Origin of the sequence: Wohlfahrtiimonas chitiniclastica (assembly GCF_002252325.1) — a bacterium.
Taxonomy (GTDB): Bacteria; Pseudomonadota; Gammaproteobacteria; order Cardiobacteriales; family Wohlfahrtiimonadaceae; genus Wohlfahrtiimonas; species Wohlfahrtiimonas chitiniclastica.
The window spans coordinates 20,004-38,117 of sequence record NZ_NEFL01000001.1; the positions used below are offsets into that span (position 1 = coordinate 20,004).

The window sequence follows — 18,114 nt, forward strand, 5'->3', positions numbered from 1 at the left end:
CGATCTATGAGAAAGGAGAACCAATGTCAGAGGCGACACAAACAGAGAATCTTCAACCCCTTGAGCTAGAAGACATCACCATCATCAAGGATGATCAATTTAAAAAGGCAATCACAGCCGCCGCACTTGGTAACGCCATTGAGTGGTTTGACTTTGGTGTGTATGGTTTCTTAGCCTATGTGCTGGGTAAAGTCTTCTTTCCGGAAGCATCCCCAAGCGTGCAATTGGTGGCATCTTTGGCCACATTTTCCGTTCCATTTTTAGTGCGACCGCTCGGTGGTATCTTTTTTGGTGTGCTTGGGGACAAATTTGGCCGCCAGAAAATTCTAGCCATCACCATCATCATTATGTCCGTGAGTACGTTTTCCATCGGGCTCATTCCATCGTATGCAACCATCGGCATTTGGGCACCTGTTTTGCTCTTAATTGCTAAATTGGCACAGGGCTTTTCTGTGGGCGGTGAATACACAGGCGCGGCGATTTTTGTGGCAGAATATGCACCTGATCGTAAACGCGGATTTTTGGGCAGTTGGTTGGATTTTGGCTCGATTGCAGGCTTTGTATTGGGTGCAGGTGTGGTGGTTGTCATCACGATGTTGCTTGGGCAAGAGCGCTTTGAGGAATGGGGCTGGAGAATTCCATTTTTCATTGCAGGCCCCCTTGGTATCATTGGCATGTATTTACGCAGTGCCCTAGATGAAACACCCACTTTCCAAAAGCATACCGAAAGTTTAGAAAAGGGTGAAGGCGAAGAAAAAGAGTCGTTGTTACAGATCATCCGTAATAATTTTAAAAGCATTTTGGTGTGCATCGGTTTAGTGATGGCAACAAATGTCACTTACTATATGTTATTGACGTACATGCCAAGTTATCTGTCTCACAATCTTGAGTACAGCGTGGATCATGGTGTGTTGATCATCATTGCCATTATGCTTGGTATTTTGGTGATTCAGCCAGTGATTGGTTTGTTGAGTGACCGTTTTGGCCGCCGTATTTTTGTGCAGATGGGCAGCATTGGTCTGTTTATGTGCGCCATTCCGGCTTTTTACCTCATCAATACGGGTAATGTTGTGCTCATCTTTTTGGGTTTGATGGTTTTAGCAACTTTATTGAGCTGTTTTACAGGTGTGACGGCATCCATTTTACCGGCGATTTTCCCAACTCATGTGCGTTACAGTGCCATGGCAATTGCCTTTAATATCTCGGTATTGATTGCAGGTTTTACCCCAACCGTTGCGGCTTGGCTTGTGGAAACCACGCACAATTTATACATGCCCGCATATTATTTGATGGTGATAGCTGGCGTTGGTTTTATCACGGTGTATCACATGAAAGAGACGGCCAATCGCCCATTGAGTGGTGAAACACCCGTGGCATCGAATCGACGTGAGGCGAAAGAAATTTTGCAAGCCCATTATGATCGCATTGAGGGCAAAATTGAAAGCATCGATGAAGAGATTGCCCGCTTACAAAAGCGTCGGGAACAGTTGATTTTACAGCATCCTGAAATTGATGAATAAGTATATTCAATAACAGAAACAAAAAAAGCATTGTTTTCACAATGCTTTTTTTATGATTCAGCTGATATTAAGAGGCAGATTTACATGCCACACCATTTTTGGATTGACCCATAAAATTGGTGAAAGTGGCCGTTTTGCCTTTTGTCCATAATTCGTAAATGCCGCCGGCATATTTAGCGCCACTTGCAGAAATGACATTGGCCAATAAAACGGGTGCTTCACCATTCACAGAGACTAGGGCAATGCTGTTTTGATCATTGTTCATGAAGGTTGCTGTCACTTTATCCGCACCGCATACATAATTTTCTACAGTGGCTGTTTCATAGCCTTTAAATGCAGAGGGTTCTGTGGTTGCACAAGCACTTAAACCCAATACAGCAGCAGAAAGTGTGATGATTTTTAAAGCGTTTTTCATAAAAAATCTCCTATGCTAAAGTGCCCATTATAGACACAAAGCATAGGAGATGGCTAGACGAGCTCGAGATTATTCTGAGCGAGTGCGTCTTGAATGTGCTTTAGGGGCACGAGGACGGTCGCCTGCAGGACGTGCAGGGCGGTCTGATCGTTCAGACTTAAAACGTTTTTTTTCAGCGCCACGAGAATCGCGATCACCTTTAGGTGCATCAAAAAACTCAGAAGAGGATTTACGTTCTCTTTTTGGTTTTTCAGCACGTGCTTCACCACCACGAGGTTCACGGTTTTCACGTTCAGCACGTGGGGCGCGTTCACGATCACCACCGCGATCAGAACGGCGTGCACCGCCAGATGATTTACCGTAACGACCATTGCCACCACCATTACCACGGCGTGAACGGCCACCTTTTTTGTTGCGGCTTTCTCTAAAATCATTAGGATCTAAGGTTGGCTCTAAACCTTCAACCGTTAAAACATCGATTTTGAAAGAAGTGTAATCAGAGATGTCACGCACACGTTTATGATCGCGGACATTCACTAAGCTGATGGCATCACCTTTACGACCCGCACGGCCTGTACGACCAATACGATGCACGTAATCTTCCGCTTTCATTGGTAAACCAATGTTGATGACGTGTGTCACCGTGGCGATGTCGATACCACGAGCGGCAACGTCTGTCGCCACTAAGATTTTAGTGCGGCCTTTACGCAATGTTTCTAAACGACGGTTACGCACTTTTTGTGGAATGCCACCGTGTAAGAATGTCACAGAAAAACCTTCATCTTCTAACAATTCAGCGATTTCTTCACTTTCGATTTGCGTTGGGGTAAACACAACTGCTTGATCTAAAGATGGAGAACGCAACCAATGCATTAACAATTCTCTTTGGTGAGATCTGTCATCGGCAAAGTTGATTTGTTGTGTGATGTTTTCATTTAAGATGCTTTTTGAAGAGAGCTCAATTTTATGAGGTTCTGTCATCATCTCTTCAGCTAAGCGCATGATGTTTTTAGGGAATGTGGCTGAGAACATTAAGTTTTGTTCGCAGTTTGTACAAGCTTTGTGAATGAGTTCTAAGTCTTCAGCAAAGCCTAGATCTAACATACGATCGGCTTCATCGGCCACGAAGAATTCAACTTCTGACAAGTTGATGACTTTTTGATTGTATAAGTCTAACAAACGGCCAGGGGTTGCCACTAAAATGGTCACGTTTTCTAATTCGCGGATTTGTTGACCATATGGCATGCCGCCCACAACTGTGGAGATGCGAACGCCTTTGGCCATACCTTTTAAGCGAATGGCTTCTTTTGCCACTTGTTGCGCCAATTCGCGCGTTGGGCAAAGCACCAATGCTTTAGGTTTAATGTTCTCTTTCATCTTACCAAAACCACGTTCGCCTTTAGGACGGAACGGGCGCTTTTCAGCCGGTAAGTCTAATAAAATATTTAAGACAGGCAATAAGAATGCAGCGGTTTTACCGCTACCTGTTTGGCTGCTCACCATTAAATCCTGACCGGTTAATGCAATCGGTAATACTTCAGATTGCACAGGCGTCGGGGATTGATAGCCCATTTCATTTAACGCGTTTAATAAAATAGGATGTAGATCTAAGTCTGAAAAAAGCATAAATAATATATCTACCTCAAAGTGATTTGAGGCACCTTAACTTGATTAAAAAGGGAGGGTGTTCACGGAATACTACGTGGCGGCTTGACGCGCGAGGGTGAGGCAAATATAGAAATATGCATGTAGACTCTAGAATTCAATGAAGCCTGTGAATTATACAGACTTTTTTATAAAATGATAGCACTGTTTAAAATTGACCAAATTTTATCATCAAACTTTGATGTTTCGGTTTGAGCGTAATGAAAAGTAAGTAGTGTGGGCACAATAAAAAAATTTTATGCTACTATAAAATGGCATTAAAAGATTAACCACTCCCAATTAATGATGAGAAAGGCGTATTTATGTAAATCAATGGATCTCATACATTAAAGAACTATTATAAACTTGTTAAGCAAATCGTGAATTGTAAGGAATGAAGTTCGTGACCATAAAAAATACATTTGGCATTAAAAATGAAGAGTTAGATGTTTTATTAGATATTAATAATTTTACTGAATCGGATGTGGCGACACTCCACCGATTGCGCCCGATTGTTGAGTCTAAACTCCCAGAATTAACAGAAAAATTTTATATTCAATTACAAGGCAACCCAACCACTGCTCACTATTTAGAGGGGCGTTTAGAAGCGTTAAAAGCCACGCACTTGGCATGGCTGCAAGGTCTATTTACGGAAAATTTTGATCAAGCGTATGTGGATTTTTTATGGAACATTGGTCGCGTGCATGCAAAATTGCACATTGCGCCATTGTTTGTCGCGGCAAGCATGAGCTATTTGCGTGCGGAGTTTCCAAAATTAATCAGCTATGAAGCGGCGCAAACTTTAGGATGCACGCAATCTGAATTGGTGTCCCCGATTCTAAAAATGCTCGACATCAATCAATTCGTGATCGACAACAGTTACAACGAGCGCCTATTAGAAGTGACAGGCATCTCGAAAAAATTGTTACAGCGTTTAATGAGCTGATGCCTATTTAATGGTGATTGAATGACCAGCATCGCTGGTCTTTTTTTATTTCATGCCTGTCATGTGCTTGTCATATTGATCCTATATACTTGCCATCTTATGAATTAAGATGATGATTTATCAATATTTTTAAGGGTAGATGAGATCAATATTGTTGATATTAATCAATAAACAGGATGTGAGAAAATTCTCTGATGATAAGAATCTTGAATTTAGAAAATTTCATTGCTACTCTCAGAAAAGTCAGTTGAACTGACCAATATAAATACAAAATGAAGGAGTAAGGATGAGCATAAAAAATACATTCGGCATTACGAATGAAGATTTAGATGTATTGCTGGACATTAACCATTTTACACAAGCAGATGTGGAAATTTTGCGCACATTGCAGCCGCTTGTTTTGCCAAAGCTTGGGCAGCTGACGGAACAGTTTTATGCGCAATTGCAGGGCAATGAGACAACGGCGCATTATTTAGAAGGTCGCATTGATGCTTTAAAATCCACGCATTTGGCATGGCTGCAAGGTCTGTTTACGGAAAATTTTGATCAAGCGTATGTGGATTTTTTATGGAACATTGGCCGCGTGCATGCAAAACTGCACATTGCGCCGTTGTTTGTCGCTGCAAGCATGAGCTATTTGCGTGCGGAATTTCCAAAGCTCATCACCCGTGAAGATGCTGATGCACTGGGGTATTCACAATCAGAATTGATTTCACCTGTGTTAAAAATGCTCGACATCAATCAATTTGTGATCGACAGCAGCTACAGTGATCGTTTATTGGAAGTGACGGGCATTTCAAAAAAGCTATTACAAAGATTAATGGGTTAAAAAAATCCCACTCATCAGAGTGGGATCGATTTGGATCAATCATTGGCCATGGCGGCGCTTTAAGACCGCAATCACATCTTGCCATGATAAATCCTGATCATGGAGCAATACCGTTGCGTGATATAAGAGATCCGCCGCTTCATTGACGAGTTCCTCTTTATCCTGCACCGTTGCCGCAAGTGCAACTTCCACACCTTCTTCGCCCACTTTTTGCGCAATGCGCTTGGTGCCTTTGGCATAGAGTGCTGCGGTGTAAGAGCTTTCAGGGTCACTATTTTTACGTGATTCCAATAATTTTTCCAATTGACTGAAAAAGACCCACGGCAATTGGTTTGAAACGCCATCAAAGCAACTAGCATTGCCTAAATGACAAGTGTTGCCAATGGGATTGACGGTAATGAGCAGCGTATCTTGATCACAATCTAACGTATAATTGACCACTTTTAAGAAATTGCCAGAGGTTTCGCCCTTCGTCCATAAACGATTTTTTGTGCGGGAGAAAAACGTCACCACCTGTTCAGTCAATGTTTTTTTCAAGGCATCTGGCGTCATCACGCCAAACATCAACACTTCCGCCGTTTGATGATCCTGTACAATCACGGGCAATAAGCCGCCCACTTTCTCCCAATTGATTTTGCCGTGGGCTGTTAAGCCATTGGCGCGTAGATAATCTTTGAGCTCGCCAATGTGCACGATTTTTTTATGAAAGGCAGATGCACCAAGGGTGCCCGCAGCATTGCCTTTGGTGTAAGCTTCTAAAAAGTGCTCAGGTGCGCCTGCGCCGCCCGATGCCACGATGGGCAATGAAGTCAATGCCGAGAATTTGGCCAATTGCACCAAATCATAGCCACGGCGAACGCCATCTTGGTTCATCATGTTTAAAACGATTTCACCGGCGCCGCGCTTTTCTACTTCTTTGATCCAATCTTCCGTGCGCCATTCGGTTTCTAATGTGGTGTCAGGATCACCAGTTAAGGCATAAACAAAATAATCGTCGCGCGCTTGATCATAATAGGAGTCAATGCCCACCACAACGCGGGATTTCCCAAAGGTTTCTGACAGTTCATTGATTAAATCAGGATTCGCTAAGGCAGGAGAGTTGATGGAGATTTTCTGTGCACCATTATCAAACACCACTTGTGCATCCTCAATCGATCGAATGCCACCAGCCACGCATAATGGTACATCGATCACCGCGGCGACTTTTTGAATCCATGATTTATCCACCAAATCATTTTTGGTGCTCGCGGTGATGTCGTAAATGACAATTTCATCGGCGCCTTCTTCATTGTAGCGCTTGGCAAGTGCCACAATGTCGCCCATAATTTCATGGTTTTTAAACTGTGTGCCTTTGACCACCACACCATCTTTGACATCTAAACATGCCACTATTTTTGCAAGCATTCGATTGCCTCCTGTACGGAAAATTGATTGTCTAATAATGCGCGCCCCACGATGACGCCAAAAACATTGGTGGGTTCAAGGGCTTTGATGTCACTGAGCCCACCAATGCCGCCCGATGCTTGAAATTGAATGGACGGATAATCAGCCGCAATTTCTTGATATAACTCGACATTTGAGCCGCTGAGCATGCCATCTTTAGAAATGTCTGTGCATAAAACATGCTCTAACCCCACCGTTAAAAAATCATCAATGACGGATTCTAACGTTTTATGGGATGTCTCTTGCCAGCCGCTGATGGCGATGCGTTTTTCACCGTGTTCGATGCGCACATCTAACGCAAGCACCAAGCGATCTGCGCCAAAGCGCTTAAACCAAGTTTTGACGAGCTCGGGCGATTGAATGGCTGTTGAGCCAATCACCACGCGCGTGACGCCAATCTTTAATAAGTTTTCGACATCCTTTTCTGTGCGAATGCCGCCGCCCACTTGAATGGGCACATTGACGGATTTAACCAGTTGTTCGATCGTGGTCAATTGGCGCTTGAGGGGATCTTTAGCGCCATCTAAATCCACTAAATGAAGATAACTCGCACCGCCTGCAATGTAGCGCTGAAATTGTTCAACGGGAGAAACCGTAAACGTGGTTTGCTTGCCATAATCGCCTTGCTGCAAACGCACCACTTGACCATTGATTAAGTCTAATGCTGGAATGATGATCATAATAATCCCTTAGAGCTGGGTAAATCTGTGCCTTCCACTTTAATGGCTTGACGCAATGTGCGGCCAAAGACTTTAAAAAGTGATTCAATTTTGTGATGTGTGTTTTTGCCTTTGGCTTTCAAGTGCAATGTGCAGCCGAGTGAATAGGCGAGTGAGCGGAAAAAGTGTGACACCATTTCTGTGCTGAATGTGCCGATTTGATCACGTTTAAACTTGGCATCAAATTCTAAATGCGGGCGGCCTGATAAATCTAAGGTGCATGAGGCTTTACATTCATCCATTGGCAACACAAAACCAAAACGGGCAATGCCGCGCTTATCGCCAAGGGCTTCACGCAGTGCTTCGCCAAGGGCAATCGCCGTGTCTTCCACTGTGTGGTGATCATCAATTTCAATGTCACCTTTCACATTGAGTTCTAAACGAAAGCCGCCGTGGGTGGCGATTTGATCGAGCATGTGATCAAAAAATGGCAACCCTGTGTGAATGTGGCTGTGACCGGTTTCATCTAAATAAACCGTCACATTGATGTCCGTCTCTTTTGTGGTGCGCGTAACGCTGGCGGTTCTTGGGGTGCGATCACCGCTGCATAAAGTCATGGGCACCAATTTTTCCACAATCAATGACCAAGGCAGTTGCTCAGGATGATATTGAATGGCAGCAATGCCCATGTTTTCTGCCAATGCCACATCCGTTGGGCGATCCCCGATCACATAACTGTGATTCGGATCAAACAGTTTTTCATCTAAATAACGTTGCACTAAGCCCAATTTTGGCTTTCTGCAATGACAGTCATCTTCTTGAAAATGTGGGCAGATGAGCACTTCATCAAAAGTAATGCCTTGGGATTCAAAGAGCGCCATCATTTTATTGTGGGGTGCATCAAAAGTCTCTTGTGGGAAAGATTCTGTGCCCAGTCCATCTTGATTGCTCACCATCACAAAACGGTAACCGGCTTTTTGTAGTGCAAGCAATGCCGGAATCACATTCGGCTCAAAACTTAATTTCTCAAGGGAATCGATTTGAAAATCGGTTTTTGGCTCATCAATTAAAGTGCCATCACGATCGATGAATAAAATATTTTGCATGTCTTTCTCCTAAACAAAATTTTTAAGGGCAGTGATGACGCGCGCCATCTCTTCATCTGTCCCGATGCTGATGCGAATGAGATCACTGAACGCACCCGATTGACGTTTCACATAAATGTGTTCATTTTTAAGGTGCGCCATCAGTGCATCGGCGGCGGTCACTTCAATGAGCACAAAGTTGGCATCACTTCGATAAACCTTGGTCACGCAATCGAGGGTGGCAAGCGCTTCGATGAAATGGCTTTTAGTGGCTTGAATGCGCGCAACATTCGCTTTCATTTGGTCAATGGCGGCATCCGTTAACGCAGATTCTGCAATCGCCACAACGGGCGAAGGCATCGGATAGGGCGCAATCACCTTTTTAAGGGTGCGAATAACCTCAGGATTGGCCACCGTAAAGCCGCAGCGAATGCCCGCTAAACCAAAGGCTTTAGACAATGTGCGGATAATTGCAAGATTTGGGAATTCTGCTAAGCGGCTTGCAAAGCTTGGTTGATCAGCAAACTCAATGTATGCTTCATCCACCACCACAATGGCATGGTCAGCAGCGCGCAAAATGGTTTCCATCTCGTCAAGCTTCATCACATTGCCGGTGGGATTATTTGGCGAGCAGATGAACACCACTTTTGCATCTTTCATAGATTCTAAAAGGGCAGGCACATCAAGCTGAAAATCTTGTGTCAAAGGTGCTGTGAGCACTTTTGCACCCACCACTTGAGCGTCAATGGCATACATGCTAAAAGTGGGTGGTGAACAGAGAATGGCATCTTCATCACCATTGCAATATGCCTCAATGATGAGCTTAATCGCTTCATCGCCGCCAAGGGACACGAGAATATTCTCCGGTTGTACACCCAAAAATTTTGCATAGCGCTCAATCAATACCGTTGGCTGAGATTCAGGGTAACGATTAAACGTTGCATTGGTTAGGGTAAAGGTTTGCGGATAAGGGTTCTCATTGGCATCTAAATAGATGGCGCGCGGATCTTCATCACGAGGCGCGACAGAATATGGCTCTAAGGTATTGAGGCTGCGTTTTTCGATGTTCATGCGCGCTCCTTCACTTTCTCTAAACGAAGATCGACGGCTAATTTGTGGGCATCTAACAACTCTTTCTCTGCCAAAAGAGAGACGATGGGGCCTAACGCTTTTAATCCCTCTTCGGAGATTTCTTGGATGGTCATGCGTTTACTGAAATCTGCCAATCCCAAGCTTGAGACCGTTTTTGCATAGCCATATGTGGGCAAAACGTGATTGGTGCCAGAAGCATAATCACCCATGGATTCAGGAGAATATTGCCCCACAAAGACAGAGCCTGCATGCTGAATGCTTGGCAATAAATCGCGCGGCGCTTGAGTTTGTAAAATCAAGTGCTCAGGCGCATATTGATTGCTGACGTGCACCGCTTTCGTCAAATCATCCACAATGATGGTGGTGCTGTGGCGAAGGGATTCGGTGGCCACATCTTTTCGAGAGAGGCGCGCAAGCCAATAATCTAACGCAGCATTGACGCGTTCAGCCATTTCTTGAGATGTGGTGACTAAAATCACTTGAGAATCCGCGCCGTGCTCCGCTTGGGACAGAAGATCAGAGGCCACAAAATCGGGATCTGCGGAATCATCCGCAATCACCAACACTTCAGATGGACCCGCGGGCATGTCAATCGCTGCACCATTGACGCGTTGGCTCACTTGGCGTTTAGCTTCTGTCACATAGCTATTGCCCGGGCCAAAGATTTTATCCACTTTTTCCACTTGTTCAGTGCCAAGGCCTAAAGCAAAGATGGCTTGCGCGCCGCCCATGGTGTAAATGGTGTCAATGCCGCATAATTTGGCCGCATAAATGATCTCATCGGCAATCGTTGGCGGTGAGGCGAGCACAATGCGTTGGCAACCTGCAATCTGCGCCGGAATGGCCAACATTAATACTGTGGAAAACAGTGGCGCTGTTCCGCCCGGAATGTACAAGCCCACTTTTTCAATTGGGCGCGTGACCACTTCGCACACCACGCCTTTTTGCGTTTCCACTGTAATCGGCGGCGTTTGTTGGGCTTTGTGGAATTGATAGATGTTGTCATACGCATTTTTAAGGGCAGCTTTGAACTCATCAGAGAGATTTTGCTCCGCCGCGGCAAAGGCAGATTGTGGCAACAGCACTTCAGTTAATTCTGTGCCATCAAATTGTGCCGTAAAGCGAAGCAGGGCAGCATCGCCTTCAGTCTCGATCGCTTCGCCAATGGCGCGGACACGACTTTCTAAACTTTCGGCGCTCATTTGCACAGGGCGCTGTAAAATTTCGGCCTGTTTTTCGGTGGTTAATTCATTCCAAACAACTGTACGCATCACAACTACTCCATCATTTTTTCAATTGGTAACACTAAAATTGCGCTGGCCCCTTTGGCCTTGAGGGCTTCCATCGTCTCCCAGAAGAGGGATTCGGTGCTCACCATATGGATCGCGACGCGCGATTGATCATTGGTGAGGGGTAAAATCGTTGGGGTTTCTGCCCCGGGCAATAATGAACAAATCTCTTCTAAGCGATCTTTTGGCGCATGGAGCATGATGTATTTTGATTCAATCGCTTGGGTGACGCCTTGAATGCGGCACATGAGTTTATTGATGAGCGCTTGCTTATCTGCACTCATCGGCGCGGTGGTTTGAATGAGGGCAGCGGTTGAGCGATAGATCACATCCACTTCGCGTAAACCATTTGCTTCTAATGTTGCGCCGGTTGAGACAAGGTCGCAAATGGCATCGGCAAGGCCTGCGCGCGGGGCAACTTCTACAGAACCATTGAGCATTGAGGTTTTAAAGGGGATGTTTTTCTCATCTAAAAAGCGCTTTAACAGATAAGGATAAGAGGTTGCGATGCGTAGATTTGTGAGATCTGTCACATCTTGATAGGGGCGTTCTTTAGGAATGGCGATGGATAAACGGCATGCGCCAAAAGGCAGTTCTTTTAACGCAATGTATTGATTGTCCATTTTGCCTTCGCGGCTCAGAGCCACTTCTTCAAGGACGTTTTGCCCCACAACGCCAATGTCCACCACACCATCAAAAATGAGCCCCGGAATGTCGTCATCACGCACACGCAAAATGTCGATGGGCATATTTTCCACATGGGCAATGAGCTTATCTTTTTGAATGGTGATTTTAAGGCCGCATTGCTTGAGGAGATTTTCGCAATCTTGGCTGAGTCGACCAGATTTCTGGATGGCAATTTTCAAACGTTGATTTTGCATGGCATTCCTTTGGTGTTTTTTGAATTATCTTAATACTGTACTACTATAATAGTACAATTGATTTGATTTAATGCAACCATTTTTTTATAAAATTTTCATCTCTGTTATAGTAATGATCACTAAGAGAATGAATTGATAAGAAAATTAGCCCAGATGAATCAACAATAAGGAGTGCACATGGTGAAAACATTGCTCGGTGAATCCCCCGTTTGGAGTGAGCGGGATCAATGCCTCTATTATGTGGACATTTTAGGCAATGCCATCATTCAATATGATCCAATCAAAGATGCGCTTCAATCATGGCCTGTGGCTGAAAACATTGGTTGTATTGGATTAATCAAAGAAGGTGGTTTCATTGCTGCGATGCGCACAGGTGTGTATCGATTGAATGCCTATGGTGAGAAAATAGAACATTTAGCGAACATTCCAAGTGATCATGCCCATAGCCGCTTTAATGATGGCAAAGTCGATCCTTGGGGGCGCTTTTGGTGCGGCACAGTGTTTGAGAGTGAAGCGGCGGGCGCGGTACTTTGTTGCATGCATGCAAACGGTACGCTTGAAGTGATCGATACTGGTTTACACATCGTCAATGGCATTGCCTTTTCGCCAGATGGCACCCATATGCTCTATTCAGATACCCAAACGGCCACGATTTACCGCTATCCGTTAGATCCAAGCAATGGCCACATCATTGGCGAGCGCAGTATTTTTGCCAAAGGTGGACAACCCGATGGCGGGCAATTTGATGCAGAAGGTCACTATTGGAGTGCAGATTTTGGCGCAGGGCGTTTAACGGTACGCAATACGGATGGCAACATCATCGAAACCCTTAATGTGCCCAGTCGTTATCCCACCATGATGGCATTTGGCGGCAAGGATTTAACCACGCTTTTTGTCACAAGTTCCCGCGAATATGCGGATGCATCAGACAATCACAGCGGACAATTATATCAATGCAAAGCGCCTGTTAAAGGGGTGCCTGCCCACTATTTTTCATTAGGAGCATGATCATGAATAAAAATTATACAACGGCAATTTATCACTCCCTAAAGGACAAAGTACTGTTTTTATCAGGCGGTGCATCCGGCATTGGGGAAGGTTTTGTGGAAGCGTTTTTGCAGCAAGGGGCAAAGGTTGCGTTCATTGATTATGATGAAGCGGCGGGCAATGCATTAGTGGCACGCTTGAATCATCCGGATCTCTATTTTCAGCCTTGTGATGTGCGGGACATTGCAGCCTATCAAGCGTGTATTGATCAAGCAACGCACCATTTTGGTGGCATTGATGTGTTGATCAATAATGCCGCGCGTGATGATCGCCACAGCTTATTTGAGGTGACAGAGGCCTATTGGGATGATCGCATGAACATCAATTTGCGTCATCAGCTCTTTGCCATTCAGCGCATTGCGCCAATCATGGCAAAACGTGGCGGCGGCAGCATCATCAATATGGGCTCAACGTCATGGATGCAAGGTTTACCAAATATGGTGTGTTATACCACTGCAAAAGCTGCCATTTTCGGCATGACGCGCACCTTAGCCCGTGAACTTGGGGCGGATAATATCCGCGTCAATTGTTTGGTGCCGGGGGCGATTCGTACAGATCGCCAAGATCAAATGTGGGCAGATGATCCGAAAGGTTTAGAAAAAGCCCATCAAGAATTTTTAGATAAACAGATGTTGAAATTTCGCCTAGAAGTGGAAGATTGTGCGAAAATTGCACTTTTCCTTGCCTCAGAAGAGAGCCGTGGTTGCACGGGGCAAGATTTTGTGGTGGATGCAGGCTTATTGTTTCCGGAGTAAACAGCATGAAATGGATGTGGTTAAGCGCGGTATTATGGTTGCCAAGCGCGTGGGCAGTTGATGAGCGATCTGTCAGTAATCGTTACACAGCACTGCTTGGCGCGCCACTCATTGCCAGTGATTATGCAACAAAAGCGCACGATGCTTATTGGCAAGATTATGATGCGCTAGAGGCTGCTTTTTTAGCGGAGCCTTTTTTAAGCACAGATGCCATGACAAAGATTGCGAGCCATTATGCAACTCTTGCCAATGAACCTGCCATGGTTTGGGTGAAAGATGAAGGTGTCACGCAAAATGGGACATTGTGTTGGCGCACCACAAACACCGATTGCTTAGCCGATGTGTTGGCAAAAGCGCCGCGCGTGTTGCAAAACATGGCTGACAATGCTGCCATCATCGCTCGGTATGATGAAGTGTTTGCCAATCATCCTGTGGAAACATGGGTGTGGTACCCGAAAGACGCCGTGATGATGACGCCCTTTCCACAATATCCGCCCCTTTTGAACATTGCTAAGCTGCAATTGGCCGCCGGCACTGTAGGCATTTTGACGGACAACAATATTGATGAAGGGTTGCAAAGTTTTATGGGCGTGCAGCAGCGCGTCAGTGAGATGACGAATGCAGAGCAAACCACTGGGATTTTAGCAGTGATGGTGGCGTTGTCGATGCAAGATGGGCTCAATCAGTATTTAGATGCACTGTTGCAAAGTGAGGTGATGGAAACGTTACTGGCGAGTGCACATTTGCAGCAGTTGCTTACAATGCATGAAGCACTGCCTTCACAATTAGAGAGTGCTTTGCAGCGTGCGCTCCATTTTGAATTTGGGCATTTAGCAGAAGAGGAAGCGACGGCTTCTCGTCAGCATTTTATTGATAAAGCCGAACACATCATGAAGCGCCATCAGCGCGTGCAAGCGGCGTATCAACAGCTCAAGGCCTCTTAAGGCAAGAGTGATTGGGCTATGTTGCCATTTGGATAAAGCGTGAGGATGTATTTTTCAAACGCCAACGCGGTTTTGGGTGTGCCGGTGCGCTTTAAATATGACAAGACAGCCGCTAAATAAGGCTCACTTGGCTGCAGAGTAAAGCCAAGTTTGGCACTTAAATCCTCATAATGGGTTTGCACTAAGGTTGGCGTTTCATTGAGGGCGCGAATGTTGACTTGTATGCCCTCAAACAGTGTGCGTAGCCCCTCTAAATTGCCTTTGATGACAATCGAGCCGTGATCCTCGCCTTCATATTGCGCATAGTGATAATTGAGGCGCGAAAAGGGTTGGCTGTGTAGATAATCATTGAATGCTGCAATGGCATCATAATGATCCGTTAAATGATCACGGCGCTCAGTGTGCCCAACTTGTGTGAGGATCAATTGAATGTTGTGAAAATCTTGTCCGCGCGCGGCTTTAAATTTTTTCAGCATGAATGCATCATCCCACCAAATGCTCGGATCATGCACAATGTAAGCATTCATGGAGTGATTGCTCAATAGATGGTTCAGGGCAGTGATGCCACCAAATGAATGGCCAATGAGAATGTTATAACCATTGGTGCGATGGGTTTGTTCGATCAATGGGCGAAGGGTGCCTTCTAGAAAATCAAAAAATGCACCATTGCCACCCGTTTGACCATCAATGGCATGAGATGTGATGGGGATATTGGGCGTAGATGGCGTTAAATCGCGCGTGCGATCGGTATTGATGATGCCCACAATGATCATTTCAGGCAAGGATGGATAGGGTGCTTTAGAGAGCTTTTCCACAATGCCCGTTAAATAATGAAAATTACTTTCGCCATCGAGCAAATAAATGACAGGATAAGTCTGTGAGGGATAATCGGCATACGAAGGTGGCACATAGACTTGTACCTTACGCGCCTCATCATTTAAGCTTGGGGCAGATAATGTGGTGATGTTGCCAATGGTGATGGGCTGTGCAAAGCCGATGGGCATCAGCACACAAAAGAGCAGGATAAAAAAACGCATGATCATGATGTCTCTGGTCAATAATTAGGTAATGATAGTCATTCTCATTTGATATGACAAATTTTTATTAAAAAATATTGACCCTCGCTGAAGAACGCGCTATTAATAATGAACTATTAAACAATAGCGCCGATTTACACAACTTGCGGGCGAAAACAGCTAAACAGTGCAATCGATCATTGAATGTTTACGTTGGCTCGAGATTGGCGCAAGGCAATTAAAGGAGTCATCATGAAAGCATTAGGGAAACGATTGATCACGGCAGCAACCTTAGCATTGAGCCTAATTTTGGCCGGTTGCGGTAACAGCGACACCACACAAACTTCTGAGAAAAAAACCATCACCTTTGGCACGACGCCAGGCATGTTTGCGGACATGGTGCGTGATTCTGTGCGCCCGCAATTAGAAGAGAAGGGTTACACCGTTAAATTGATTGAATTTAATGATTATGTGCGCCCTAATCATGCATTGGCGAGCGGCGATTTAGACATCAATATCTTCCAACATCAACCCTATTTAACGCAGTTCATTGCCCACAATAAAGTGGATTTAATCCCATTGTTCCAAGTGCCAACGGCGCCGCTTGGTGTGTATCCTGGTAAATTAAAAACCTTAGAGGATGTTAAAGAGGGTTCAACCATTTCTGTGGCGAGTGATCCTAGTAACTTTTCGCGCACGCTTGTATTATTGAGTCAATTAGGCTGGATTACGTTAAAAGATGATGTCAATCCCATCACTGCATCTGAAAAAGACATTGCAGAGAATCCTAAGGGCTTAAAATTCATTGCCATTGATGCCGCACAATTGCCAAGATCGCGCTCGGATGTGGATTTTGCAGTGATTACGGGGAACTATGCTGTGGATGCAAAAATCCCCTTAACCGAAGCTTTATTTCAAGAGCCAAGCTTTGAGTACATCAATTGGTCTGCCATTAAAACTGCCGATCAAAATGCGCAATGGGTCAAAGATGTGACGGATGCCTACAATTCAGAAGCTTTTAAAGCGTATGCCCATAAGGTGTTTGCTGGTTATAAATATCCTGCAGCGTGGAATGAAGCACAATAGTGCTATCGATCATTAAAAGCCGCTCAATGAGCGGCTTTTTTATAGCGCGCGTTTAATGCGTTGATAAATGGTGAACATCAATAACGCAACCATTGCCCATAAAATGCCATTGAGAAATGTCATTGACATGATGTTTAGAGCCAGTGCAACACACAATGCGCCGAGCACGAAGGCACGATCGCTTTTGCCCATTGGTCCATCATAGCGGCGCTTTTCCCCAATCAGGGGCGCCATAACGCCCGCATATTCTGACAATAAGGCTAAAAAAATCACACTGAATACGGCAATACTATTGATGCCTGTAATGGGCAATAGAACGAGCATTAAAGCTGTGTCTGAAATGACATCGCACAATTCATTGAGATAAGCGCCGAGTTTCGAGGCTTGCTGATGTTCGCGGGCAAGCATGCCATCAATCGCATTGAACGCCATGCGTACAAATAACCAAATGGGCATGAGCCATAAGATCGTAAAATTGGGCAGGCTGACAGCGATGATGCCAGCTGTGAGAATGGAGCCTAAGCAGGCAAAGATCGTCACTTGATTGGCAGTGATGCCGCGCTGATACAGTGTATGAACAAGTGGGCGAAGTAAATTTTGAAATTTAGGTTTGAGTTGATAAATGGTGATCATCTTATTTTCTCCTGAAGTGTTTAATTATATTGAGCGATGTTTATTTGTCTGTCAAATAAAATAAACACTGCTTATTTTTAGTGGGCGAGGAATCTTGTTAAGATGCACGCAAAGGAGGAAACAATGAAAGAAAAATGGGATGCCCGTTACGCAGCGCATGAGCATTTATATGGCAGTGCGCCAAATGCCTTTATTGCCAAAATGGTGGCAGAATTAGAGTTTTCCGGTACATCACTTGCAATTGCAGAAGGGGGAGGGCGAAATGCGCTCTATATTTTAGAAGATGCCATGCGCCATAATCGCCCGATGACGATGCTGTTACAAGATTATTCAAGCGTTGGGCTCAGCAAGGCTAAAGCGCGGGCTGAATCCATGGGATTGACCATCGAGACACAATGCATTGATCTCAATGATGCCGTTTGGCCTTCACAGCATTATGACAATATATTTTGTGTGTTTGGGCATTTTGAACCTGCACTGAAAGATAAAACATTGCGCGGCATTCGGGAGAGCTTAAAGCATGAGGGATGGTTTGTGGGCGAGGTGTATTCAACCGCGCAACTTGCTTATAAAACGGGCGGGCCGCCTGTGGCTGAATTGTTGTATGACGTTGAGGATTTTCTTACCGTCTTTGCTAACGATCGCATTCATCATCTATTTTTAGGGGAAGTGATCCGCTCAGAAGGTGATCTACACAATGGTTTGTGCCATGTGATTCAATTTGCCATTCAAGTGAAAAAAGGCTAAAGCAACGCCATTAAATTTAAGCCATAAATATAAATGGCTTAAAATTTAAGTTGTATTTAAACATTGTTTAGTTTAAATTAAAT

18 protein-coding genes and 1 pseudogene are annotated in these 18,114 nt (G+C 44.8%); 8 read left to right on the plus strand and 11 right to left on the minus strand.

Annotation, left to right across the window (positions count from 1 at the left end; all coding sequences use genetic code 11):
* Positions 1-23: 23 nt before the first annotated feature.
* Positions 24-1,520: a glycine betaine/L-proline transporter ProP gene (proP, locus tag B9T10_RS00095; protein ID WP_094537504.1), complete on the plus strand. Its 1,497-nt coding sequence runs from the start codon at positions 24-26 to the stop codon at positions 1,518-1,520.
* Between the two features lie 67 nt (positions 1,521-1,587).
* Here the strand turns inward: proP and B9T10_RS00100 are convergent, their stop codons facing one another.
* Both B9T10_RS00100 and B9T10_RS00105 read right to left on the minus strand, forming a co-directional pair.
* Positions 1,588-1,935: an MliC family protein gene (locus tag B9T10_RS00100; RefSeq protein ID WP_094490915.1), complete on the minus strand. Its 348-nt coding sequence runs from the start codon at positions 1,933-1,935 to the stop codon at positions 1,588-1,590.
* 69 nt (positions 1,936-2,004) lie between these two features.
* Positions 2,005-3,561 carry a DEAD/DEAH box helicase gene (locus tag B9T10_RS00105; protein ID WP_008314058.1) on the minus strand — a complete coding sequence of 519 codons (1,557 nt, stop codon included), beginning with the start codon at positions 3,559-3,561 and terminating at the stop codon, positions 2,005-2,007.
* A 412-nt stretch (positions 3,562-3,973) separates the two neighbouring features.
* Here B9T10_RS00105 and B9T10_RS00110 point away from each other — a divergent pair, with 412 nt between their 5' ends.
* The gene (locus tag B9T10_RS00110; protein WP_246781954.1) at positions 3,974-4,525 is read left to right on the plus strand and encodes a protoglobin domain-containing protein; all 552 of its coding nucleotides are present in this window, start codon (positions 3,974-3,976) and stop codon (positions 4,523-4,525) included.
* A gap of 286 nt (positions 4,526-4,811) precedes the next feature.
* Positions 4,812-5,354 carry a protoglobin domain-containing protein gene (locus B9T10_RS00115; RefSeq protein ID WP_008314062.1) on the plus strand — a complete coding sequence of 181 codons (543 nt, stop codon included), beginning with the start codon at positions 4,812-4,814 and terminating at the stop codon, positions 5,352-5,354.
* Positions 5,355-5,393: 39 nt separating this feature from the next.
* Here the strand turns inward: B9T10_RS00115 and hisIE are convergent, their stop codons facing one another.
* From hisIE to hisG, 7 genes and pseudogenes are all read right to left on the minus strand, one after another.
* The gene (gene hisIE / locus B9T10_RS10340; protein ID WP_343287107.1) at positions 5,394-5,987 is read right to left on the minus strand and encodes a bifunctional phosphoribosyl-AMP cyclohydrolase/phosphoribosyl-ATP diphosphatase HisIE; all 594 of its coding nucleotides are present in this window, start codon (positions 5,985-5,987) and stop codon (positions 5,394-5,396) included.
* Positions 5,988-6,002: 15 nt separating this feature from the next.
* Positions 6,003-6,758 (minus strand): annotated as a pseudogene (gene hisF / locus B9T10_RS10345) (imidazole glycerol phosphate synthase subunit HisF); the annotation flags it as partial.
* Positions 6,743-7,477 (minus strand): 1-(5-phosphoribosyl)-5-[(5-phosphoribosylamino)methylideneamino]imidazole-4-carboxamide isomerase, encoded by a 735-nt coding sequence (hisA, locus tag B9T10_RS00125; RefSeq protein WP_094537506.1) that lies wholly within the window; start codon positions 7,475-7,477, stop codon positions 6,743-6,745. The gene hisA and the pseudogene hisF, both read right to left, overlap by 16 nt.
* Positions 7,474-8,562, minus strand: coding sequence for a bifunctional histidinol-phosphatase/imidazoleglycerol-phosphate dehydratase HisB (gene hisB, locus B9T10_RS00130; RefSeq protein WP_063503302.1), 1,089 nt, complete (start codon positions 8,560-8,562; stop codon positions 7,474-7,476). Before hisB ends, hisA begins: the two co-directional genes overlap by 4 nt.
* Positions 8,563-8,571: 9 nt before the next feature.
* Complete coding sequence (hisC, locus tag B9T10_RS00135) at positions 8,572-9,612, minus strand: histidinol-phosphate transaminase (protein WP_094537507.1); 1,041 nt, start codon at positions 9,610-9,612, stop codon at positions 8,572-8,574.
* On the minus strand, positions 9,609-10,904 hold the full coding sequence (gene hisD, locus B9T10_RS00140; protein ID WP_094538013.1) for a histidinol dehydrogenase: 1,296 nt from the start codon (positions 10,902-10,904) through the stop codon (positions 9,609-9,611). The genes hisC and hisD overlap by 4 nt, the downstream gene beginning before the upstream one ends.
* A gap of 5 nt (positions 10,905-10,909) precedes the next feature.
* A complete protein-coding gene (hisG, locus tag B9T10_RS00145; RefSeq protein WP_008314075.1) occupies positions 10,910-11,803 on the minus strand; it encodes an ATP phosphoribosyltransferase in 894 nt (297 codons plus the stop codon).
* 177 nt (positions 11,804-11,980) lie between these two features.
* Between hisG and B9T10_RS00150 the strand changes: the two genes are divergently transcribed.
* From B9T10_RS00150 to B9T10_RS00160, 3 genes are read left to right on the plus strand one after another with little or no spacing between them, the layout of a single operon-like run.
* A complete protein-coding gene (locus B9T10_RS00150) occupies positions 11,981-12,811 on the plus strand; it encodes an SMP-30/gluconolactonase/LRE family protein (protein ID WP_094537508.1) in 831 nt (276 codons plus the stop codon).
* Complete coding sequence (locus B9T10_RS00155) at positions 12,808-13,605, plus strand: SDR family NAD(P)-dependent oxidoreductase (RefSeq protein WP_425528734.1); 798 nt, start codon at positions 12,808-12,810, stop codon at positions 13,603-13,605. The genes B9T10_RS00150 and B9T10_RS00155 overlap by 4 nt, the downstream gene beginning before the upstream one ends.
* A 5-nt stretch (positions 13,606-13,610) precedes the next feature.
* Positions 13,611-14,549 carry a hypothetical protein gene (locus B9T10_RS00160; RefSeq protein WP_094537510.1) on the plus strand — a complete coding sequence of 313 codons (939 nt, stop codon included), beginning with the start codon at positions 13,611-13,613 and terminating at the stop codon, positions 14,547-14,549.
* On the opposite strand, the gene B9T10_RS00165 is transcribed toward B9T10_RS00160, so the two are convergent.
* Positions 14,546-15,592 (minus strand): alpha/beta hydrolase, encoded by a 1,047-nt coding sequence (locus B9T10_RS00165; RefSeq protein WP_094537511.1) that lies wholly within the window; start codon positions 15,590-15,592, stop codon positions 14,546-14,548. The genes B9T10_RS00160 and B9T10_RS00165 overlap by 4 nt on opposite strands.
* 225 nt (positions 15,593-15,817) lie before the next feature.
* Between B9T10_RS00165 and B9T10_RS00170 the strand changes: the two genes are divergently transcribed.
* Positions 15,818-16,651 carry a MetQ/NlpA family ABC transporter substrate-binding protein gene (locus tag B9T10_RS00170; RefSeq protein WP_094488756.1) on the plus strand — a complete coding sequence of 278 codons (834 nt, stop codon included), beginning with the start codon at positions 15,818-15,820 and terminating at the stop codon, positions 16,649-16,651.
* Positions 16,652-16,690: 39 nt separating this feature from the next.
* Here the strand turns inward: B9T10_RS00170 and B9T10_RS00175 are convergent, their stop codons facing one another.
* On the minus strand, positions 16,691-17,284 hold the full coding sequence (locus B9T10_RS00175) for a CDP-alcohol phosphatidyltransferase family protein (protein ID WP_094537512.1): 594 nt from the start codon (positions 17,282-17,284) through the stop codon (positions 16,691-16,693).
* Positions 17,285-17,407: 123 nt separating this feature from the next.
* Between B9T10_RS00175 and B9T10_RS00180 the strand changes: the two genes are divergently transcribed.
* Positions 17,408-18,031, plus strand: coding sequence for a class I SAM-dependent methyltransferase (locus B9T10_RS00180; protein WP_094537513.1), 624 nt, complete (start codon positions 17,408-17,410; stop codon positions 18,029-18,031).
* Positions 18,032-18,114 lie beyond the last annotated feature (83 nt).